This window comes from Pelomonas caseinilytica (assembly GCF_021353235.1).
Taxonomy (GTDB): domain Bacteria; phylum Pseudomonadota; class Gammaproteobacteria; order Burkholderiales; family Burkholderiaceae_C; genus Pelomonas; species Pelomonas caseinilytica.
Genome location: NZ_JAJTWT010000004.1, coordinates 448050 through 469238, shown reverse-complemented (window position 1 = coordinate 469238; position 21189 = coordinate 448050). Strand labels below are relative to the sequence as shown.

Here is a 21189-nt window from a genome sequence, read left to right as displayed (position 1 = left end):
CACAGAGACACAGAGACACAGAGGCGCTGCGGCACAACGGAGGCACAGGCGCAATCTCTCTGTGCCTCTGTGTCTCTGTGGCTGTGTTCTGCGGCCCTGGCAAATGCAGTCGTCATGATGAGCGTCCGTCCTGGACCATCAGCGTGACTTCGACGCGCCGGTTCTTCGCGCGGCCGGCGGGCGTCGCGTTGTCGGCCACGGCCTCGGCATCGGCGCGGCCTTCGGCGCGGACGCGGTTGATGTCGACCCGCTCCGACAGCAGGTTGCGGAAGGCCTCGGCCCGCGCCTGCGACAGGTGCCAGTTGGACGGGAAGCGCAGCGAGCGGATGGGCTGGTTGTCGGTGTGGCCGGTGACGAGGATGGGGCCCTTCATGCGCTGCAGGGCCTCGCCGATGCGCAGCACCAGCGGGCGCAGCTCGGACGAGACCTCGGCGCTGCCGGGCCCGAACAGGCCATCGCCCTTGATGACGACGATGGACTTGTCGGCCAGGTCCCTGACCTCGATGAGGCCGGCCTTGATGTCGGCGTCCAGCAGGCCGGCCAGGCGCGGTGCGGCCGGTGGCGGCGCGGGCGCGGCGACGGCGGCGGTCTTGACGTCATAGCTGCGCAAGGCCGTGAACACGTCGTCGGAGGCGCCGTTGATGCCGAAGCGCAGGCCCATGTAGACGACCAGCAGCACCAGGGCCGTGGCCGCGGCGACGGCCCACAGCGGCAGCTTGCGGCGCAGGCCGGCATCCCGGGCCTCGGCGCCCTGCCAGCGCGGCGACAGCGCCGGGTCGGGGGTCTGGCCCTGGCGCAGCATCTGCGCGAGGCGGGCGCGCACGCCGTCGAGCTGGGCGCGGCCGTTGTCGATGACGCGGTAGCGGCCCTCGAAGCCGAAGGCCAGGCAGACGTAAAGGAGCTCGAGCAGGTTGCGGTTGGCCGGCACGTTCTCGGCCAGCTTGGCCATCAGCGCGAAGACCTTCTCGCCGCCCCAGGACTCGTTGTGGAACTGCACCAGCAGGCTCTGCGCCGCCCAGGCGCCGGAGCCACCCCAGGGCGTGCTGGCGGCGGCTTCGTCGAGCAGGGTGCACAGGATGTAGCGGCCGGCGATGACCTGTTCGTTGGGCAGGCCGTCGGCGCGCGCCTTGGCCTCGAAGGCGCGGACGCCCTCGGCCAGCGCCTCCTTGAGGCCGGCGGGGTTGGGATGCTGGGCGCTGTGGCGGATGCGCGGCGCGGCCGACAGCAGCGGCATGGCGGCGGCCACCAGCGGGTTGAGGCTGGCGGTGGTGAGGGCTTCCAGCGCCAGGGGCGCCTCCCGCCCGGCCGGCCCCGCGGGCACGCCGACCGGCGTGCCGCCCGCGGCCGCCGCCGGCCGCGCGGGCTGCTGCTGCGGCTGGCCGCCGATGGGGCGGCCGGCGCTGGGCTTGATGACCGTGCGGTCCTGCCCGAAGGCGGCAAAGGGATCGTCGTTGTTGGGATCGCTCATGGGATCAACCGATCAATTCAGGAACACAGCCACAGAGGCACAGAGACAGCCGGACCGGGCAGACGCACGAGCGCAGGCCTGGGCCCGACTTCTCTGTGTCTCTGTGCCTCTGTGGCTGTGTTCGGATTTCCATGGCGTCAGGCGCGAATGGCCCAGAACTCGAGTTCGAGCCCGGGGAACTCGCCCGCGATGTGCATGGCCAGGCCGCCGGAGCTTTCGAGCTGCTTCCACAGCTCGTTGCCGCGCGTCTCCAGCTCGAAGTAGTTGTGGCCGGCGTGGTAGGGGATCTGGCGCGGCGCCACCGGCAATGGGCGCAGGGCGACGCCGGGCAGCTGCAGGTTGACGAGGTCGCGGATGCGCTCGACCGGGCCGATCTTGACCTGGGTGGGGAAGCGCGCCCGCAGCGCGTCGCCCGGCAGCTGGGCCGACACGGCCAGCACGAAGGTGGCCGTGCGCTGCAGCCCCACGTCGGGGATGAGGGCCACGCGCACGCCGTAGGCGCGGTCCTGCAGCTCGATGGGGATCGCCGTCTGCTCCATCACCATGGACAGCGACTGGCGCAGGTCGTCGATGACGGGCCGGAAGGTGGCGGCGAGGTCGTCGTGCACATAGTCGGCGTAGGCCGTGGGGCGGCGGCTGTCGCGGAAGGTGGCGAGGTCGCCGGCCAGGGCGAGGCAGTCGCTGTAGAGCCGCTCGGGATGCAGCAGCGACAGCGTGCGCAGGTGGTTGAAGACGGCCTGGTTGCGGTTGACGGCCTCCAGCAGCAGGAAGTCGGCGATCTCGCCGACGCCGCCGCGGCCGGGTGCCGCCAGCCGGGCGGCCAGGGCTTCGCCGCGCTGGTTCAGCAGGCCGCAGAGTTCGCGCAGATAGCCGTCCAGCACCGGGTGGGCGGGCGCGTGCAGCAGCGGCGGCACGAAGCTCGGGTCGAGCACGACCCGGTTGTCGGCGCGGCGCTCGACGACGCGGGCCACGCCCAGGGTGGCATAGCCGTCGCCGGCGTCGCGTTGCAGCATCAGGCGCAGGTTGAGGCGGCCGATCTGCAGGGCGGCGTCGCGGTCGAGCTGGGAGTTGCTGTCGCCGACGTCCACTTCCGCCGCCAGGAAGCGCGGGCCCATGGCCCCGGCCGCCTGCTCGGCATCGGTCTCGACGACGCCGGGGCGCTGCAGGGTCACGGCCAGCACGACGATCTCGTTGCGGGCGTCGGGCGGGATGTCGAGCGCGGCCGGGGCGGGGTCGCTGCCCGGCGCCGAGAAGGCCGTGCCGTCGGGCAGCAGGCCCTGGGCGGCGGCCAGGCCCACCTTGCCGAGGGTCAGCGAGGCCTCGTCCAGGCTCAGGGCGGAAAAGCCCCAGGCGTAGGCCACGGCCTGCTGCAGGCGCTGGCGCCATTGGTGCTCCCAGTGGCGGTCATGCTGCTGGAAGTGCTGCGGCTGGAGGAACATGCCCTCCGTCCAGATCACTCGGTCACGCCAGGTCATAGGGATGCAATTGCCTCAAGGAGCGGGGGAAAGGGAGCGGGGGCGCAGCCATGACGGCCTGCGATCAGGCACTGAGTGACCGGGGCGGCGGCTTGGTTCCCGGCCCGCACGGGAACCATTCGCGGCCGGCGGTCACTCAGTCAGCGTTCCACCCCCGACGACACGAGATCCGCCATGAAGCAGCTTCGCCCCGCCCTGGTCCTCTCCCTGTGTGGCCTCACCCTGAGTTCCTGGGTGGCGGCCCAGACGCCCGACATCGTGCCGCCCCCCGCGGCTTCGGCGCCCGAGGCCGTCGACCTGGGCAAGACCGTGCCCACCGCCGAGGCCATCGCCGAAGGCCTGTTCCCCGACGACAAGTGCAAGGAGCTGGAGGCCAACGGCTTCAAGTGCATGGGCTTCAAGCCGGCCATCAAGTACTCGCTGCCCGCGACCTCCTTCCGGGTCGGCTCGGCCGAGCTGCCGGCCCTGCTCAAGCGCCAGCTCGACGTCTTCGCCGACGTGCTCAAGACCAGGAAGAACAGCGACCGCAAGGTGCGCATCATCGGCCACGCCGACGCCTCCGGCACGCCCGAGGCCAACCAGGCCCTGTCCATGAAGCGCGCCGAGTCGGTGCGCGACTACCTCGTGGGCAAGGGCGCCGACCCGGCCATGCTGGTGACCGAGGGCGTGGGCTCCAAGGACCTGAAGAACCCGGCCAAGCCCAACGCGGACGAGAACCGCCGCGTCGAGATCGGCCGCAAGTAGCGCACTCGCCCGCCGTCGCATCCCGCCGATCAACAAGCCACGAAGACCATGAGCAAATCCATCGATAGCGGTACCGTCGTCTACGAGATCAAGGCCACCAATCCCAACGCGATCGCGAACTACGACGCGGGCAAGCTCGTGAAGGGCATCGGGGACGATCTCATCGCCTTCGTCGGCCGGCCCATCCAGGGCCTGGTGGTGAAGGCGAACGACGCCACCGCGATCGTCAAGAAGGTCAAGGAGGACCTGGTGGGCGGCAAGTGCGCCCAGCCTTGGCTGCGCGCCGGCATGTCGGGCAAGGACATGATCTTCCTGGTCACGGACCTGAAGAACGCCAAGTACGAGCGCGCCTGCACGCTGGTCGCCGACTACAAGGGCATCCGCGAGAAGCAGAAGAAGCTGCTGACCGAGACCAAGGTCTACAACCTCGACAAGGGCGACAAGGTCATCGACAAGGCCGCCAAGGACATGGTCAAGGCGCTGGGCGTCAAGGGCGACGGCAAGGGGCTGGGCGAGATCGACGGCAGCGTGTCCATCATCCTGCTGGCCCATGGCGACGAGGACAAGACGGCCAGCGGCCAGATCTACGGCAAGGACTTCGCCGGCAGCTCGCCCAAGGACCTGGTGGCGCTGCTGGTCGACAACAAGGACCCCAAGAAGCGCCTCAACCCCAGCTACTCCGGCACCATCTACCTGGACGGCTGCTTCACGGCCCAGGGCGGCGCGATGCAGAACTACACCAAGCAGGTGTGGGAGCTGCTCAAGGCCAAGGGCATCAAGAACTGCAAGGTGAAGGGCAACCTCGGGGCCGCGGCGACGCTGAAGTCGGGCGACGAGCTGGTGACCACCACCGAGGCCGAGAAGGCCGGTGACAAGCTCACGGCCAAGGCGCAGAAGGATTACGAGAAGCAGATCGCGCCGGCCCAGGCCAAGATCGAAGAGATCTGGAAGAAGAAGTACGGCGGCAAGGACAAGGACGGCTTCAAGAACGACCCCGACGTCGCCAAGCTGAATGCCGCGATCGAGAAGGCCCGCAACGACGCGGTCAAGAAGCTCGAGGCCGAACTGAAGAAGATCCCCGGCTACGAGGTCAAGAACCTGGTCGGGCAGTTCGGCCTGACGCGCTTGAACTGACCTTCACCCCGCGGCGTTCTGCCGCGCACTCCGGTCGATGTCGCCGCCCTCGGGCGGCGACGTGCTTTCAGGGCACCATCTCCGTCGTCTGCCCCGGCATGGTGATCGTGATGACCCCGCCGTAGGCGCAGTTCAGCGTCGAGGTGTTGTTGAGCACCGGCATGTTGGCCAGCATGACCGTGGCGGCGCCGGGCGTCCAGGGCGCCGGGAACACCGGCTGGCAGGGCATGGGCGTCAGCGTGAACACGCCCATCGCGGCGGCGGTGGCGGAGGCGGTGGCCGAGGCCACCGTCGGATTGCCCATGCTGCTGCACGCGCCGAAGGGGGCGATGTTGACGTTGGGCACGTTGTCCATGATGTTGGCCGCCGGCTGGTTGCTCGTCTTCATCTTGTTCTTGGGCAGCACGGTCAACTGGCTGGGCGCGGCGCCGAAGGGGCAGGCCAGCGCGGCGCCGCTGCAGACGTGTTGGGGCATGGCGTTCTCCTCAATCCGGTCCCAGCCACAGGGCCAGTGCCGTGAAGTTGTCGTGTTTGGGCGAGCCCGCCGCGGCGCGGCGCACGCGCTGCTCCAGGTCGTTGAGCCAGGCCTGCGGCTCGTGGGCGGCGGCCAGGGCGGCGGCGATCTCGTCGTCGGGCACCCATTCCCACAGGCCGTCGGTGCACAGCATCAGGGCCTCGCGCCCGAACAGCGGGAAGGGCGTCTGCGAGACGCTGATCTGCAGATCGCTGCCCTCGGTGCCCAGGGCGGAATACAGCTCGCTGCGCTTGGGATGCACGCGCGCGCCGGCCTCGTCGAGCAGGCCGGCGTCGATGAGGGACTGCACGAGGCTGTGGTCGCGCGTGCGCTCGGCCAGGCGCCCGTCGCGGAAGGCGTAGAAGCGCGAGTCGCCGCAGTGGCCCCAGAGGGCGTGGCGCTCCTGCAGGTCGATGGACAGCACCACCACCGTGGAGTGCATGTTGCGCAGGGCGGGGTTGTCGGCACGGTGGGCCAGTACCTCGCGGTTGGTGTCCATCAGCAGGGCCTCGAGGGCCTGCGGGTGGTGGGCCGGTGCGTTGGCATAACCCTGCAGCACGTGGCTCACCGCGAGCTTGGAGGCCACGTCGCCGCCGCCATGGCCGCCGGCGCCATCGGCCAGCACGCAGCACAGGTAGCGCTCGGAGTGCCAGTGGCCGCAGGCGTCCTCGTTGTAGTCGCGGCCGCCGCGTTCCGACATCAATGCCAGCTCGATATGCACGGGTGTGGGGTCCTTTGCTGGGCTCTTAGTCTCGGCCGGGTTCGGACTGCAGCGCGTCGAGCTGCGCCTCGTAGGCGCGCAGGAACTCACGGCCGAAGACCTGATGGAAGTCGTCGGACAGCTCGCCGGCGATCTGCTGGTACTCCTGCTGGAACACCGACCACAGCTGGGCCTTGCGCGCCGCCGGCAGCAGGCTGGACAGCACCGACTTCTGCGTCAGGCGCGACTCCAGGGCCGAGGGGTCGAAGCGCTGCAGCAGGCCTTCGAGCGCGGCGCGCATGCCGGCCAGGAAGGCGAGCTGGTGGGCGCGCAGGTCGTCGAAGGCGTCGCGCATGGCCCGCTGCGGCTCGATGAAGCCGCGCACCTGGGGCCCGAGCAGGTGGCCCAGCGCCACCTCGGGCGTGGGCGAGAACTTCAGCGGGTTGTTCTCCTTGGCGACGATCATGGTCGCCTCGGCGCGCACCTCGCGCTTGAGCGCCGCACGCGCCACCAGCAGGTCGACGGTGCCGCGTGCCGACTCGTGGATGAGCTGGCCGAGCAGCCGCATGAACTCGGGCGTCAGGCCGCCGGCCGGCAGGTTGGGCAGGCCCAGGCCTTCGCGGAAGGCGGCGAGCAGGGCGGCGTGGTCGGCCGAGACGGCGGGCGCGGATGCCGGGACCGCGGTCTGTGCCTGGACGGTGGCCGGCGGCGCGGGGGCCGGCGTGGGCGGCAGCAGCGTCGCGTCGGCATCGGCGGGCGGCGCTGCGGGCGGCACGGCGGGCGGTGCGGCGGACTTTCGGCCGGCGCGGATGATGGTCTTGCCTTCGCCGGCGCTGTCGTTCCAGGAGACGACGGCGCCGGACAGCGTGCCCGACGGGTCGAGCTTGTTCAGCGCCTCCATCGACGCCGCAGGCGGCCGTGGCCGCTGGCCGGTCGACGTGGCCGGCAGGGCCGGCGCCGCCGGTGGCAGGAAGGGCCGGTTCAGCTCGGACAGGGTGTCAGGCGCCGCGGGGCCCGCCGCGGCCGGCAGCATGCCCAGGGCCTTCATCGGGTCGGCGTGGCCGGCCATGTTGGGCTGGGCGATGGCCTCGCCCAGCAGCGACTGGCCGAGCGGGTTGCCGGCGGGCGCGGGCGCACCGAGGCCGAAGAGGGCGTCCAGCGAATCGCCACCCGCGCCGCCGCGGGGCGAGGCGCCGGGCAGGTCGGGAATGAGGGGGGCGGGCGCGCCGGAGCCGAGATCCAGGCCGAGGGCGCGGGCGCCGGCGGCAGGGACCGGCGCCTGGGCCTGGCGCGCCGGGGCGACGGGCGCGAAGGGGTCCCAGTCGGCCGGGATGCCGCCGGCCGCAGGCGCCGGTGGCGTGGGGGCGGCGAAGGCCGGCGCCGCCGCAGCGGCCGGCGGCGGTGCGCTGCCGAAGAGGCCGAGCGGGTCGGCCGCGGCCTGGCGCACTCCCGGCTGGGTCTTGGGCTGGGCGGGCGCCAGGCCGAAGAAGTCGGCGAAGGGGTCGCTCGCGCCACCACCGGCCGTGGCCGCCTCGACGCTCAGCACATAGCCGCCTATCTGCAGGGTGTCGCCCGGCTTGATGGCCGCCTCGCGGCCCTTGCCGAGCTGCACGCCGTTGACGCTGATGGCGTTGCTGCCCTGGTCGACGATGCCGAAGCCGCTGCTGGCGCGAAACAGCACCCGTGCATGCACGCGCGAGACGGTGCGTTCGGGATCGGGCAGCACCAGCTGGTTGGTCTCGGCGCGGCCGATGTCGCCGCCGAGTTCGTCGAATTGGGCGGACAGGGGCTGGGCCAGGGGCTGGCCGTTGTAGGAGGTGACTTGGAGGCGGATCATGGCCGGAGTGTCGGGGCTGGCGGTCAACGCAGCACGTAGACCTGGCCTTCGACCACGGCGACGCGCAGCGGCCAGGTGGTGCTGGGCACTTGCAGGGCAGGTTCGCCCAAGGCGTTCAGGCAGTCAATCAGGCGGCCCCCTGCCACGGGGCGCAGGATCACGTCCGCCGCGGTGGGCGGTTGCAGCGAGGCCAGGCTGCCGCTTTCGTGCAGGGCCTGCAACCCGGCCTTGAGCCGCTCGGCCGCCTGGCCGGCGGGCCACTGGTAGGCCTGGCCCAGCTCGTCGAGCTTGAGCCGGCTGCAGGCCAGCAGCATGTCGGGCCGGCCGCGCGAAAGCTCGAAGGCGAGTTTCTGCAGCCACGACAGCAGCAGCGCGTCGAGCCTGGGGCTGGCGGGCATGACGGGCGCGTCCAGCCAGCGCCAGCGCGGGAAGCCGACGGGCAGGTTCACGTCCTGGTGGACCGTGGTCGGGGCCTCGTAGGACTCGCCCGCAGCCACCGCCCAGCGGGCCGCCGCCAGCTCGCGCGTACTGGGCGACTCGGGTGTGCGGCCCTGGCGCACCAGCAGCAGCCGGGCGACGGCCATCTGCTCGGCGGCGGCCACGCGGGGCTGCGCCGCGGCGCCGTCCAGCCCCGGGGGCGGCGGCGCGATCGTCAGGCTGATGCGGTTCTCGCCCGCGAGCAGGACCTCGTGCACCGGCAGGCAGCGCGGCGGTGCGCCCTCGGGCAGGCGCAGCACGGGCAGGCCGTTGACGGCGACCTCGACGGCCACCCCCAGGGCGCTGACCTGCAGGCACATCAGGCGCTCCATCAGCCGGCACTCCAGTCGAGCAAGGTCAGGGCCGGCAGCAGCGGTCGCGTCTCGCGCTGCTCGCCGAGCACCGGGTCCAGCCGCGACAGCGGCAGCAGCACGGGCTCGAGCTCGATGCGGCAGAACCACTGGTGGCCGCGCCCGTCGGGCCGAGGGCGCAGGCCCGCCTTGCCGGCGAGCGCGCCGGTGAGGCCCGGCCGGGCGTGCAGCAGGGCCGGGTCGCCGGTGAGGCAGGGCAATAACGTCAAGGTCAGCGGATGGCACCAGCTGCAGGCGACCGACTCCAGCGGCGTGGTGGGGTCGACCTCCTGCTGCCACAGGCTCTGGCCGCTGGCCTGCAGCCGCAGCTCGGCGAGGCTGTCGCCCCAGCGCAGCTGGCCCGCCAGGCGCAGGTCCAGCGCGGCGGCGGTGAGGTCGATGCGGCCACTGGCCTGCATGGCGATGCCTTCGGGGGTCTCGCGCCAGGCCCAGGCCAGCCGTGCCTGGCCGGCGAGCAGGCGGCTCTCGGCCTCGAGCGTCGGCTGCTCCACGCCGCGGGCCCAGGCGTTGAAGAGCTTGTCCAGCCCCTTGCGCCATTGCGCTTGCAGGTCCAGCCACTGCGGCTGCCACAGCGCCGTGTCCACTTCGCGGCCATCGGCCTCCAGGCGCAGTTGCAGTGCGGCGGGCACGAGGGGTTCGGGCTCGGGCCAGCGCGTGGCGGGCCAGTCGCCGTGGTGCAGACCGAGCTGCCAGGCCGTGCGGGCGAAGGCCTGCACCGACACGGCCAGGCTGCGGAACGGCGCACCGGCCTCGCGCACACCGCAGGTGCCGACCGTGAACTGGTGCAGCGCCGGGCCTGGCGAGTGGGCGATGCCGGTGAGCCCAGGCTCGGCCTCGCGCGGGGCGGGCAGGGGCAGGGCCAGGCGGCGCGCGTCGGCGCCGCGCCGCTGCAGCCGCCCTGCCGGGCCATCGTGGCGCAGCTCCGGGTGCCGGCCACAGCCGCCGAGGGCATCGACGGCCAGCTTGAGCGTCGTCGGCGCGAGCACGGCAAGGCTCAGCGGTTCGGCGGGGGCGTCCTGCAGCGTCAGCGGCTCGCCGGTGCCGACGGCCAGGCGCACGGTGGCCAGGTCGCAGGTGACGAGCGGCGTCGGATCGGGCATGTCGGCGAACACGCCGGTCGCGCGTTCGAGGGCGGCCACGATGACGGCCGAGCGCTGCAGTGCGGCGTCGAAGCCCGGGCGGTTCAGCGGGCCGGTGGCCGGCAGCTCCGCGCGGGCGCGCGCCAGCAGCTGGTGGACCTTGAGCCGCCCGTCCAGGCGGGGCGAGCGCAGGATCTCCGCCGCCCACTCGAAGCCGGGCCGCGCGTCGAAGCTCGCGCCCCACAGCCCGCACAGCGCGACGAAGTCGGCTTGCGGACCGCAGGCGGCGATGCCGTGTCCGGCGGCCCGCTCCACCGCGGAGGCGACGAAGGCCGGCCAGCGCGGGCCCAGGCGCTCGGCGACGGCCGGCCAGATGCCGGCCAGCACCGGCGCGAGCGCCGCGCCGAAGCGCTGCCGCTCCAGCGCCTCGATGCGCTCGAACTGGGTGTCAGTCAGAGCAAGCACCGGGCCTCCCGCTGCAGGACGCCCTCGGCTTGCGACCACCACAGCCAGACCTGCGGTGCCAAGCCGACCAGCGTCTGGCCGTGCGCGAAGACCTGGTCGCGCTGGCCCGGGGCGAGCAGCGGCAGCAGGGCGTCGAGCAGCACCGGGTCCCACCAGCGCCAGGGGCGGCGGCGCCCGTCGGGCAGCTGCACTTCGGCCAGGTCGCGCGCGTACTCGCGCATCGCCAGCAGCGAGCGGTTGGACACCAGCAGCACGCCCCAGCCGGTGAAGGCGGTCGTGGCCTCGTCGACGAGCCAGCGCAGCAGCGGCTCGTCGGGGCGAAGCTCGGCGATGTAGGCGGCGCGTGCCGCCTGCGCGTCATCGAGCTGGCCGCGGCTGAGGCAGTTGAAGTCGGCGCCACTGTCCTGCAGCCGCTCGGCGAGGCCGGGCACCCGGCAGCCGTCGATGACGGCGTAGACCCGGCCGCGCGCCCACAGTGCCGCTTCGAGCTGGGCGAGGCTGAAGCGCGCGGTCGACGAAGCAGCCGTCGCGGTCATTCGGTCGAGGCGGGCGGTTCGGCGAGGCGCTCGTCCGCGTCATAGATGTCGGGCCGGGCGTTGGGGTCGGTGGTGGTGGCCTTCTCGCCGCCGACCAGCTGGCCGTCCTTCTCGTAGAGGTCGGGCCGGGCGTTGGGGTCGGTGGTGACGGCCTTCTCGCCGCCCACGAGCTGCCCATCCTTGGCGTACAGGTCCGGCCGCGCGTTGGGGTCGGTGGTCTGGGCCCGCGGGCCGCCGACGAGTTGGCCGTCCCGGTCGTAGAGATCGGGCCTGGCCTTGGGATCGGTGGTCTTGGCGCGCGGGCCGCCGACGAGCTGCCCGTCCTTGTCGTAGATGTCGGGCCGGGCGTTGGGGTCGGTGGTCTGGGCGCGGGGGCCGCCGACGAGTTGGCCGTCCTTGTCGTAGATGTCGGGGCGCTGGTTCGGGTCGGTGGGTGGCGCGGGCGGCGAGAGCAGCGCCATGGCTGCGGCACCGGCGGCTGCAGCCGCGGTGGCCGCCGCGACGGCCGCCGCCGCCCCTGCCGCCGCACCCGCGGCTGCGCCAGCCGCTGCACCGGCGGCGTCGCCCAGCGCGCCGGCCGAGGCCGCGAGGCCGCTGCCCGCAGAGAAGGCGTTCGCTCGCGGCCGGCCCCCGGCCGCGCCGCCGGGGGCGGTGCCGCCTGGCGAGCTGCCCTCCTCGAAGGGGTCGGCGAGCTGCTTCTTGTAGTCGTCCTGCTGGTCGCTCTTGAGCTCGTCGAGCACCTTGGCGTCCGCCACTTCCTTGGGCGAGGCGGCGGCGGCGCTCTCCGCCGAGCCCGCCGAGCCGCCACCGCCGCCGCAGTTGATGTTGACCAGGCCGCCGGTGATGTCGACGCTGCTCGACGTCAGTGCGATGGAGGAGCCGCCGCAGACGAGCTTGATGCCGGCCGTGCCTTCGATCACCACCTCGCCGCTGGCCTTGATCTTGACGCTCACGCCCTCCGCGACGACGTCGCTGGCGGCCTTGAGCGAGACCTTGGCACCGCTCTCGCCGACGAGGTTGCCGGTGGACTTCAGGTGCAGCACGCCGCCGCTGTCCAGGTGCACGTCCCCGCCGCTCTTCCAGTCGGACTTGCCGTCGGCGTCAACGCTCACGTCGGTCGCGGTCTTGACGCTGAGCTCCTTCTCGAGCTTGATCTGCCAGGTCGCGGCGCCCTTGGTGAAGATGTCGCCGGCGACGGTGGTGTGCAGGTCCTTGCCGAGGTCGTGCATGACGTCGTCGCCGACGTTCAGGCTCCAGGCGCCGCCCACCACTTCCTTGACCGACTGCCCGACGCGGCGCGTCTCGTTCATCTCGAGGTGGTCGAAGGTGTCGCCCTTCACGTGCCGGTAGAAGGCCTTCTGGGCCTGCAGCCAGACGTGCTCGTTGTCCTTGTCGTCGCAGAAGCGCAGCTCGTTGCGGGCGTCGTCGGCACCTTCCTTGGTCGAGTGGCTGACCCAGCCGCTGGTGTGCGCATGGGCGGGCAGCTCGTAGGGCGGCAGGTTGGCGTCGTTGTGGACGGAGCCAGTCACGAGCGGGCGGTCGGGGTTGCCGCCGATGAAGCTCACGACGACCTCGTGGCCGATGCGCGGGATCATCCACATGCCCATGCTCTTGCCGGCCCAGGGCTGGGCCACGCGGACCCAGCAGGAGCTGTCCTCGTCCTTGCCGCCCTTGCCGTCCCAGTGGAACTGCACCTTCACGCGGCCGTGCTTGTCGACCTCGATCTCCTTGTCCTGCGCGCCGACGACGTCGGCCGTCAGGGGGCCATGCATGCGGGGCCGCGGCGTGAGGCGCTCCGGGCGGAAGGGATGGCCGCTCTTCGGGATGCAGGCGAGATCGGAGACGAAGCCGTCGCGCCGGCCCTTCAGGCCCTTGAGGTCGTCGATGGCCTCATGGTCGCCGAACTCGGCGCGGTAGGACATGCCGACGACGAGGTAGTCGACGTTGTCGGAGGCCGCGAGCGCCTTCGTCAGCTTGAAGGCGGCGCCCACCGTCACGGCGCTGGAGTTGGTCGTGCCGGTGCAGACCGTCTGCAGGGACTGCAGCTCCTCGAGCCGGAGCTTGGCGATTTCCTTGGCCGCCGTCGTCGCCGACTGGGCCTCGGTGTTCTTCTGGTTGAGCACCGCGCCGGCCGGGAATTCGAACACCTCGCCGCCGCCGGGCACCTTGGGCGAGGCGGTCTGCAGGGCCGCCTTCTCTTCCTCGATCTCCTTGGTGGAGGCGAGATAGTCGTGGTCGCGGACGATGGCCTTGGTCGAGCGCACCTCTTCCTGGCGGCGCCAGTCCATGAGGCTCTCGTCGTGCTTGAGGCCGTTGGCCCACTGCAGCGTGGGCTTGTCGAGGGCGGGCAGGCCGCCACCCGATCCGTCGGTCAGCACGAGGATGTCCTTCTTCCTGTCGTGCTTGAAGAAGTAGTAGATGCCGGCGTCCTCGAGCAGGCGGCTGACGAAATCGAAGTCGGTCTCGTCGTACTGCACGCAGTATTCGAGCGTCGGATAGGCGGGCGTCGTGCGCAGCTTCCAGTCGATGTCGCTGCTGTAGGGGCCGAGCACCGCGTCGACGATCTCGCGCACCGTCTTGTCCTGGAAGACGCGCGAGTTGCGGCTGCGCGTGGCGAACCACAGCCAGGGCCGCATGACGATGCTGAAGGCCTCGTAGCGGCCGTGCCGCTCACCGCGCACCGCACGCGTCACATGGCCGTTGAATTCGCGCTTGACGCCGTGCAGGTCCATCACCACGTGGGCCGGCTTGCCGAGCATGGCATGCAGGTCGACGCGCTCCTTGATGCCGAGCCGGCTGACGTTGCCGACGAGGTCGACCTGCCACTCCGGCAGTCGGCCGAGCTTCTCCTGGCCCTGCATGCGCAGCACCAGCAGCTTGTCGGTGCCGCCGCCGAGCGCCGTCTCGATGGACAAGGTATGGCTGCTCATGCGCGCCCTCCCGGCCCGTCAGTCGAAGGCATAGCTGAAGTCGCCGTCGGCGACGTCCAGCGAGACGCGCTGCAGCGGCTGGCCCGAGGCCGTGCGCGACAGGTACTCGATGGAGACCCGCGGCAGCACCGTGTTGGTCAGGATGGCGTCGATGATGCGTCCGCCCGACTCCGCGTTGTTGCAGCGCTTGACGATGAGCTCGACCGCCGCGTCGCTGTACTCGAAGGGGATGCGGTGGTTCTCGGCCACGCGCTTGACGATGCGGCCCAGCTGCAGGCGCACGATGCGCGCCAGCATCTCGTCGGACAGCGGGTAGTAGGGGATGGTGACGATGCGGCCCAGCAGCGCCGGCGGGAAGACCTTCTGCAGCGGCTCGGTCAGCGCCGTGGCCAGCGACTCGGGGTCGGGCAGCAGCTCGGGGTCGCGGCACATGTTCATGATGAGCTCGGACCCGACGTTGCTCGTCAGCAGGATGATGGTGTTCTTGAAGTCGATGAGGCGGCCCTCGCCGTCCTCCATCCAGCCCTTGTCGAAGACCTGGAAGAAGAGCTCGTGCACGTCGGGGTGGGCCTTCTCCACCTCGTCGAGCAGCACCACGCTGTAAGGCCGGCGGCGCACCGCTTCGGTCAGCACGCCGCCCTCGCCGTAGCCCACGTAGCCGGGAGGCGCGCCCTTGAGCGTGGAGACGGTGTGCGACTCCTGGTACTCGCTCATGTTGATGGTGATGACGTTCTGCTCGCCGCCATAGAGCGACTCGGCCAGGGCCAGCGCGGTCTCGGTCTTGCCCACGCCCGAGGTGCCGCAGAGCATGAAGACGCCGATGGGCTTGTTGGGGTTGTCCAGCTTGGCGCGCGAGGTCTGGATGCGGCGCGCGATCATGTCCAGGCCATGCTGCTGGCCGATGACGCGCTGGCCGAGCGTGGCGCCCAGTCGCAGCACGGCCTCCAGCTCGTTCTTGACCATGCGGCCCACGGGGATGCCGGTCCAGTCCGCCACGACGCTGGCCACGGCCTGGGCGTCCACCGACGGCAGGATCAGCGGCGCATCGCCCTGCAGCTCGGCCAGGCTGGCCTGGGCCGTGTGCATGCGGCCGAGCAGGGCGGCGCGGTCGGGCTGGCTGGAGCCGGCCTCGTCCACCGCCTGGCCGTCGCCGCGCAGCTGGCCTCGCAGCTCCAGGATCTGGGCGACCAGGGCCTTCTCCTGCTGCCAGCGCTCTTCCAGCGTGGCCAGCCGGGCGCGCTCGGCCGCAAGCGACGCCTCCACCGTGGCGCCGCGGTCGCCGACGTTCACGCCGACCTGGGCCTCGCGGCCGATGATGCCCTGCTCGATCTCCAGCGACTCGATGCGGCGCTTGCAGTCCTCCACCTCGGCCGGCATGGCGTGCTGGCTGACGGCGACGCGGGCGCAGGCGGTGTCGAGCAGGCTGACGGCCTTGTCGGGCAGCTGGCGGGCCGGGATGTAGCGGTGCGAGAGCTTGACGGCCGCCTCGATGGCCTCGTCCAGCAGCTGGACCTGGTGGTGCTTCTCCAGCACGGTGGCCACGCCGCGCAGCATCAGGATGGCCTTCTTCTCGTCGGGCTCCTCGACCTGCACGGTCTGGAAGCGGCGGGTCAGGGCCGGGTCCTTCTCGATGTATTTCTTGTACTCGGCCCAGGTGGTGGCACCCACGGTGCGCAGGTTGCCGCGCGCCAGGGCCGGCTTGAGCAGGTTGGCCGCGTCGCCCGTGCCGGCGGCGCCGCCGGCGCCGACCAGGGTGTGGATCTCGTCGATGAACAGGATGATGGGCTTGGGGCTTTGCTGCACCTCGTCGATGACCTGGCGCAGGCGCTGCTCGAACTCGCCCTTCATCGAGGCGCCGGCCTGCAGCAGGCCGATGTCCAGGGTCAGCAGCGTGACGCCCTGCAGCGGCGGCGGCACGTCGCCGCGGGCCAGACGCAGCGCGAAGCCCTCCACCACCGCCGTCTTGCCCACGCCGGCCTCGCCGGTGAGCAGCGGGTTGTTCTGGCGGCGGCGCATCAGGATGTCGACGATCTGGCGGATCTCGTCGTCGCGGCCGGTGACGGGGTCGATCTCGCCGTTGCGGGCCTTCTCGGTGAGGTCGACGGTGAACTTCTTCAGCGCTTCCTGGCGGCCCATGGCGGCCGGCGCCATCGCGCCTTCGGCCTGGCCGGGCTGGGCCGAGCCCAGGGCGCTGCCGTCGGTGGCGCCCAGGCCCGCTTCGCCGGTCTTGCCGACCAGGGCGGGCAGCTTGTCCGCCAGGTCGTCGGGTTTGATCTTCTCGAACTGGCGCGAGATGCCCAGCAGGGCATTGCGCAGCGTCGGCGTGCTCAGCAGGGCCAGCAGCAGGTGGCCGCTGCGTACCTGGGCGTCGCCGTACATCAGCGTCGCGTAGACCCAGGCCTGCTGGATGGCGTGGGTGATGTGCTCGGAGAAGTCGCTGATCGAGGTGGAGCCGCGCGGCAGGCGGTCCAGCGCCGCGGTCACGTCGCGGGCCAGGGCGGCGGCGTCCAGGCCGTAGTGGCGCACCAGGGCGGCCACGTCGGATTCGTTGTTCTCCAGCAGCTGGGTGATCCAGTGCACCAGCTCGACGTAGGGGTTGCCCCTGAGCTTGCAGAAGACGGTGGCGCCCTCGATGGACTTGTAGGCCAGCGGGTTGAGCTTGCCGAAAAGGGCTTGGCGGCTGATGTCGGTCATCTGGAAATCTCCTCGGTGCTTGGTGCCCGAGTCGGCCGTTCAGTTCCCTGCTCGAGAAAACCGAAAGTCGAAAACCGAACACAAGCCACAGAGGCACAGAGGCACAGAGAAATCCGGGCCTCTCTGTGCCTCTGTGCCTCTGTGGCTGTGTTTGATTTGTTAGATGAGATGCGCCGGGGCGAGGGAGCGGCTGAGCGGCGCCCGGCAGATGCTCTCGACGTTCATGACCAGCTCGTCGGCGCGCGCGCGCGGCCGCCCGCTGTTCAGCCAGGCGCTGCGGCCGAGCTGGCCGATGCCGCGCTCGCGGCCCAGGCGCCAGGCCGGCACCTCGGCCGGCCGCAGCCGCAGCTGCACGTCCCAGGCGAACTCGAAGCCGACGTATTGCCTCACCATGGCCTGCAGCGCTTCCAGGCGCTGCCCCTCGGGGAGGAAGGATTGGAAGTCCGGCCAGGAGAGGGGGCCGACGACGATGCGGAACTTGTGCTGCACGTCCCACACCTGGGCGCCCAGCAGCGCGCCGCGGCCCAGGGCCTGGGCCGGGCCCGGATGCCGGTCCAGCCGGGTCCGCTCTTCACGGTCCAGCGGCATCCAGTGGCCCTGGAACTGCCGCACCTGCACCGGCACGCCGAAGCGCAGCCGCATCCAGGCCTCCAGGCCATCGGCGTCGCGCGTCGAGCGGGCCAGGCGGCCGGCGAAGTGCAGCTTGGGGAAGTCGCCCAGGGCGTCGCGCCCGCGCTGGGAGGGTTCGGCCAGGCCGGCGAGGGCGCCGACGTGCCGCACGATGGGGGCGTCATGCGGCCGGTCCATGCCGACGACCGGGTTGGCGCGCGCCCAGGCCCGGTAGAACAGCAGCCCGAAGCGGTGCAGCAGCAGGTCGACGAAGGCCGAGAAGCTGCGGTCGCCATGGTGCATCTGGCGTTCGCGGGCGTATTCGGTCAGGTGGGTGGGCAGGGCGCCGTTGGGCCCGAACATGCCGATGACCCGCTGCACCAGCCGAGGCGGCCCGTGGGGATGCACTTCGAGCCGCGTGATTGCCGTGGGGGCGAAGTTCAGCGCCGGCTCGCCGGCGAAGCGCAGCGGCTCGTCGCCGGGCCGCAGTGCCTCGCCCAGGCGGGGCTTGTCGGGGTGGGCGGCCTCCACGCGGCGCAGGGCCTGGAAGAGGTCGAACCGGCCCGGCCGCTCGGACAGGGCGCGGAAGATCGCCCCGCTGTCGCCTGCCGGGTGCGCCTCTTCGCTCACAGCAGTTGCCGGGCGCCCGACAGCGGGGCCCAGCGCTTGAGTTCGCCGCGCGTGCGCGACACCAGCTGCGTCTGCACGAAGCTGTTCATCGACACGTGGCGGGTGAAGAAGTGGTGCAGCACGCTGCCCAGCAGCGTGGCGCTGCCGCCCTCGAAGGAGAGTTCGTCGACCTCGACCCGCACCTCCAGCCCGCGCCCGAAGGCGATGGGCCCGGGCACCGGATGGCGGCGCACCACCGGCCGGGCGCTGACGGCCCGCAGGCCCTCCACCTGGCGCAACAGGCCGGCGTCGTTGCTCTGGGCGAAGAGGCCCACCAGTTCACGCAGGGCCAGCGCGCCGCGTTGGGGGTCTTCGTCCACCAGGGACAGATAGTTCAACGACAGCAGCGACAGCAGCCGCCAGGCCAGCGGCCCTTCGCGCAACGCGCTGACGGGCCGCGACGGCCCCGCGACGATGCCCACCGACTGCACCGGCGCGCGGCTTTCGAGGCTGAGCCCGCCGTCGGCGGAGCCGGCCGGCATGAACAGCGGCAGGTCGCGGTTGGTGCAGCGCACCTGCGCGGCGAGCTGGCGCAGCTCCTGCCGGTAGGGCGCGCGCTGCAGGTCCACGAGGGTGAGGTAGACCTCCGAGGGCACGTAGGCCGAGCGCGGGCCCTCGCGCTTGCCGCGTTCGCTCACGAGCCGCGGTTCGCGGTGGGCGCTGAAGAAGCCGGCCGCGCCCGCGGGGCCGGCGTGCGGCACGTCGAACAGCGGCAGGAACTGCAGCTCGTCGGTCTCGTTGGAAAAGCCCGTGACGGTGCCGACGTCGAAGACCTCGTAGTCGTTGCCGGCCAGCCGGTCGGGGATGACCTGGAAGCCGGTGCTGCGGTCGTCCACCGCGATGCGTTCGGCGCGGCGCTCGAAGAGATTGATCGCCGGCACGCAGTTCAGCGAGAAGTTGGCGGGCTCGCCGCCGCCCTCGAGCGAGGCCTCGTAGCGGTCGAAGAGCATCACCAGCTCGAAGCTGTTGCCCGGCGTGCGGGCGAAGGCGGAGGCCAGGCCCGTCACGTCGATGAACAGGAAGCGCTGCGGGAATGCGAAGTACTCCTGCATCAGCCGCGTGCCGGACAGGCCCCGCAGCGTCACAGGCAGCATGGCCTCGTCGTCCGCGAGGCCGACCTGGCGAACGCGGTCGGGCGAGAGGAAGACGCGCTGGGCATCCTTGCCGCCGGGGCCAGCGAGCAGGCCGACGCAGCGGCAGGTGGCCAGCTCGTGCAGCTTGAGCGCCACGTCCTGCAGGCCGCCCATGAAGAAGCGCAGGCTGTCCAGCGGCAATTGCGAGAAGCGCATGCCCTCGGGCAGGGCCAGGCGCAGGCGCACGCCGCTGCGGGGCCGTTCGCGCAGCGACAGGGCCGACAGCGGCAGGTCCGGCGCGCTCAGGAAATACTCGACCTGGGTGACCTTGACGGGCGTGAGCGTCACCGGCTGGGCGGTACGGAACTCGCAGCGCGTGGGCCCGAGGGCGGTGCGCGGCCCGAGCAGCGCGCTGCCGCGCGGCAGCGTGAAGCCGCTGAGCAGGTTGGGGTCGTTGGCGGGCGTGATCTGCGCGACCAGCATCGACGGCAGCGGCGCCGCGAGGTTGGGGCTGACCATGTCGAGCAGGCGCTGGGCGAGCTGAGGGAACTCGGCGTCCTGCTTGAGCTGCACGCGGGCGGCGAGGAAGGCGGCTCCTTCGAGCAGCCGCTCGACGTAGGGGTCGGCGACCTCCAGGCCTTCCATGCCGAGGCGCCCGGCAATCTTCGGGAACTCGCGCGCGAACTCGCCGCCCATCTCGCGGAGATAGCGCAGTTCCTGGTTGTAGTAGCGGAGGAGGCGGGGGTCCATGTCACACCCCTCGTTTCGCGCCTGGGCTGCGAGGAACACAGCCACAGAGGCACAGAGGCACAGAGAGGCCCGGAATGTCTCTGTGCCTCTGTGTCTCTGTGGCTTTGTTCTTGGTCATTGGAGGTGCAACCCGCGCATGTTCAGCCCCGCATGTCTTTCACCGCGGCCTGGCCGGTGTCGACGTCGACGTCGGCGCTGAGCATCAATTCCAGGGGCACCGGCTGGTTCCACATATTGCCCTTGATGGTCAGGCGCAGGCTGGTGGGCCGCAGGCCGGTGCTCAGGTCGTTCATGATGTGCACCTCGACCGAGGCCGGTTCGAGGCGAGGCTCGAAACGGATGATGGCCTGGCGCACCTGGGCCTCGATGATGGGGAAGTTGTGCACCGAGAACGACTGGCCGGTCAGCGGCAGGATGCCGAAGTTGAGCACCGAGTCGCGCGCATGCGGCAGCTCCTCCCACAGCGCGACGCGTTCGCGATCGCCATGCAGCGGGTCGGGCTCCTCGCAGACGGCATTGAACAGCCAGGACAGGTCGCGCAGCACGGCCTCGCGCAGCTGGCGGCGGTTGAGCACGCGGGCCTCCAGCGGCTCGACCTTGGAGCCGGGGTCGTTGTCGGTGAGCCGGTCGAGCAGCGAAGGCTGGAGCCGGTCCTGGGCGCCGAGGCCGGCCATCAGGGCGCCTCGGGCGCCTCGGGCGCCGCACCTTCGGCCACCTCAAACATGATGTCGCGGATGGCCATCAGGTCGTGGTCGCCGGCGTCGCTGGCGAGCACGCGCTGGCCCAAGCCGGCGTAGCGCTCGTCGCCGGCCGCACCGGGAATGGCCGTCCACTCGGTCTTGCGCGCCAGGTTGATGAGGCCGTCCTCGCTCTTCTCCGAGCCGGGATAACGCGTCGGCACCAGGGCGACGCTGTGGCCGCCGTTGGTGAAGCTGAGCTGGGCCGGCATCCACACGCAGTCGCGCAGGTCTTCCGGCGCGTCGAAGTGGATCTTGGCGAGGTGCTGGAAGGGCACCCAGGTGTAGTGGCCGTTGAGGCAGGCTTCCAGCACGGGGCCGAGGCGCGAGTCGGCGTCGGCCAGCCATTCGAAGGGCTGGCCGTCGATGGTGCCGGCGCGGGTGGGGGCGGCCTCGAAGGCCTTCGCCGCCAGGTCGGCGGCGAGCTCGCCGTGGCCTTCGCCCTGCTGCCGCAGGGATTCGATCAGCTGGGCCACCCAGGCCTCGGGCTGGCCGAAGACGACCGGCGTGCGCCGGCCGGCGAAGACCTCGGCGCGCAGCAGCTCGCAGCGGATGGCGTGGCCCATGGTCTCGCGCATGGGGATGGCCAGCTTGTCCATCTCGGCCACGACGTTGAGCTGGGTGTGGGCCCGCTCCCACTGGCCGAGCACGGCCAGCAGCTGGGCCAGGAAGGTGCGCAGCTTGGGGTCGGCCGGCTTGGCCCGCACGGCCTCGGTCAGCTTGGCCAGCGCGGCACGCGGGTCGCCGGCACGCAGGGCCTCTTCGGCGGCTTGTTGGGGGTTCATGTCAGTCGTCCGTTGCGCGGTCGGGATGGCCATTCCGCATGCGATCCGATGTGGCTTGCGGCCAGGGAACACAGCCACAGAGGCACAGAGACACAGAGGGCCTGGCTTCCCGCCCTCTCTGTGCCTCTGTGCCTCTGTGGCT

16 protein-coding genes are annotated in these 21189 nt (G+C 71.5%); 2 read left to right on the top strand and 14 right to left on the bottom strand.

Translation table 11 applies throughout. The annotated features are described in order from the left end of the window. Positions 1 to 112: 112 nt before the first annotated feature. The gene (locus LXT12_RS12735) at positions 113 to 1468 is read right to left on the bottom strand and encodes a DotU family type VI secretion system protein (RefSeq protein ID WP_233392556.1); all 1356 of its coding nucleotides are present in this window, start codon (positions 1466 to 1468) and stop codon (positions 113 to 115) included. Between the two features lie 137 nt (positions 1469 to 1605). Beyond that, entirely contained in the window at positions 1606 to 2943 is a 1338-nt protein-coding gene (gene tssK / locus LXT12_RS12730) for a type VI secretion system baseplate subunit TssK (protein WP_233392555.1), read from the bottom strand. A gap of 174 nt (positions 2944 to 3117) precedes the next feature. Here tssK and LXT12_RS12725 point away from each other — a divergent pair, with 174 nt between their 5' ends. Together LXT12_RS12725 and LXT12_RS12720 are read left to right on the top strand one after the other, a co-directional pair. Further along, positions 3118 to 3687: an OmpA family protein gene (locus LXT12_RS12725; RefSeq protein ID WP_233392554.1), complete on the top strand. Its 570-nt coding sequence runs from the start codon at positions 3118 to 3120 to the stop codon at positions 3685 to 3687. 48 nt (positions 3688 to 3735) lie between these two features. Beyond that, positions 3736 to 4821 (top strand): hypothetical protein, encoded by a 1086-nt coding sequence (locus LXT12_RS12720; protein WP_233392553.1) that lies wholly within the window; start codon positions 3736 to 3738, stop codon positions 4819 to 4821. Between the two features lie 67 nt (positions 4822 to 4888). Here LXT12_RS12720 and LXT12_RS12715 read toward each other — a convergent pair whose 3' ends face one another. From LXT12_RS12715 to LXT12_RS12660, 12 genes are all read right to left on the bottom strand, one after another. Beyond that, positions 4889 to 5296: a DUF4280 domain-containing protein gene (locus LXT12_RS12715; protein ID WP_233392552.1), complete on the bottom strand. Its 408-nt coding sequence runs from the start codon at positions 5294 to 5296 to the stop codon at positions 4889 to 4891. A 10-nt stretch (positions 5297 to 5306) separates the two neighbouring features. Further along, positions 5307 to 6056: a PP2C family protein-serine/threonine phosphatase gene (locus LXT12_RS12710; RefSeq protein ID WP_233392551.1), complete on the bottom strand. Its 750-nt coding sequence runs from the start codon at positions 6054 to 6056 to the stop codon at positions 5307 to 5309. Positions 6057 to 6081: 25 nt separating this feature from the next. Beyond that, positions 6082 to 7872: a type VI secretion system-associated FHA domain protein TagH gene (gene tagH, locus LXT12_RS12705; RefSeq protein ID WP_233392550.1), complete on the bottom strand. Its 1791-nt coding sequence runs from the start codon at positions 7870 to 7872 to the stop codon at positions 6082 to 6084. A gap of 23 nt (positions 7873 to 7895) precedes the next feature. Further along, positions 7896 to 8681: a hypothetical protein gene (locus tag LXT12_RS12700; RefSeq protein WP_233392549.1), complete on the bottom strand. Its 786-nt coding sequence runs from the start codon at positions 8679 to 8681 to the stop codon at positions 7896 to 7898. Continuing rightward, a complete protein-coding gene (locus tag LXT12_RS12695; RefSeq protein ID WP_233392548.1) occupies positions 8681 to 10264 on the bottom strand; it encodes a hypothetical protein in 1584 nt (527 codons plus the stop codon). Before LXT12_RS12695 ends, LXT12_RS12700 begins: the two co-directional genes overlap by 1 nt. Beyond that, positions 10252 to 10800: a DUF4123 domain-containing protein gene (locus LXT12_RS12690; RefSeq protein ID WP_233392547.1), complete on the bottom strand. Its 549-nt coding sequence runs from the start codon at positions 10798 to 10800 to the stop codon at positions 10252 to 10254. The genes LXT12_RS12695 and LXT12_RS12690 overlap by 13 nt, the downstream gene beginning before the upstream one ends. Beyond that, positions 10797 to 13730 (bottom strand): type VI secretion system Vgr family protein, encoded by a 2934-nt coding sequence (locus LXT12_RS12685; RefSeq protein WP_233392546.1) that lies wholly within the window; start codon positions 13728 to 13730, stop codon positions 10797 to 10799. Before LXT12_RS12685 ends, LXT12_RS12690 begins: the two co-directional genes overlap by 4 nt. An 18-nt stretch (positions 13731 to 13748) precedes the next feature. Next, complete coding sequence (gene tssH / locus LXT12_RS12680) at positions 13749 to 16424, bottom strand: type VI secretion system ATPase TssH (RefSeq protein WP_233392545.1); 2676 nt, start codon at positions 16422 to 16424, stop codon at positions 13749 to 13751. A 159-nt stretch (positions 16425 to 16583) separates the two neighbouring features. Further along, positions 16584 to 17663: a type VI secretion system baseplate subunit TssG gene (gene tssG / locus LXT12_RS12675; protein ID WP_233392544.1), complete on the bottom strand. Its 1080-nt coding sequence runs from the start codon at positions 17661 to 17663 to the stop codon at positions 16584 to 16586. Then, complete coding sequence (tssF, locus tag LXT12_RS12670) at positions 17660 to 19525, bottom strand: type VI secretion system baseplate subunit TssF (protein ID WP_233392543.1); 1866 nt, start codon at positions 19523 to 19525, stop codon at positions 17660 to 17662. The genes tssG and tssF overlap by 4 nt, the downstream gene beginning before the upstream one ends. A 140-nt stretch (positions 19526 to 19665) precedes the next feature. Beyond that, complete coding sequence (gene tssE / locus LXT12_RS12665; RefSeq protein WP_233392542.1) at positions 19666 to 20199, bottom strand: type VI secretion system baseplate subunit TssE; 534 nt, start codon at positions 20197 to 20199, stop codon at positions 19666 to 19668. Then, the gene (locus tag LXT12_RS12660) at positions 20199 to 21047 is read right to left on the bottom strand and encodes a type VI secretion system accessory protein TagJ (protein ID WP_233392541.1); all 849 of its coding nucleotides are present in this window, start codon (positions 21045 to 21047) and stop codon (positions 20199 to 20201) included. Before LXT12_RS12660 ends, tssE begins: the two co-directional genes overlap by 1 nt. Between the last annotated feature and the right edge of the window lie 142 nt (positions 21048 to 21189).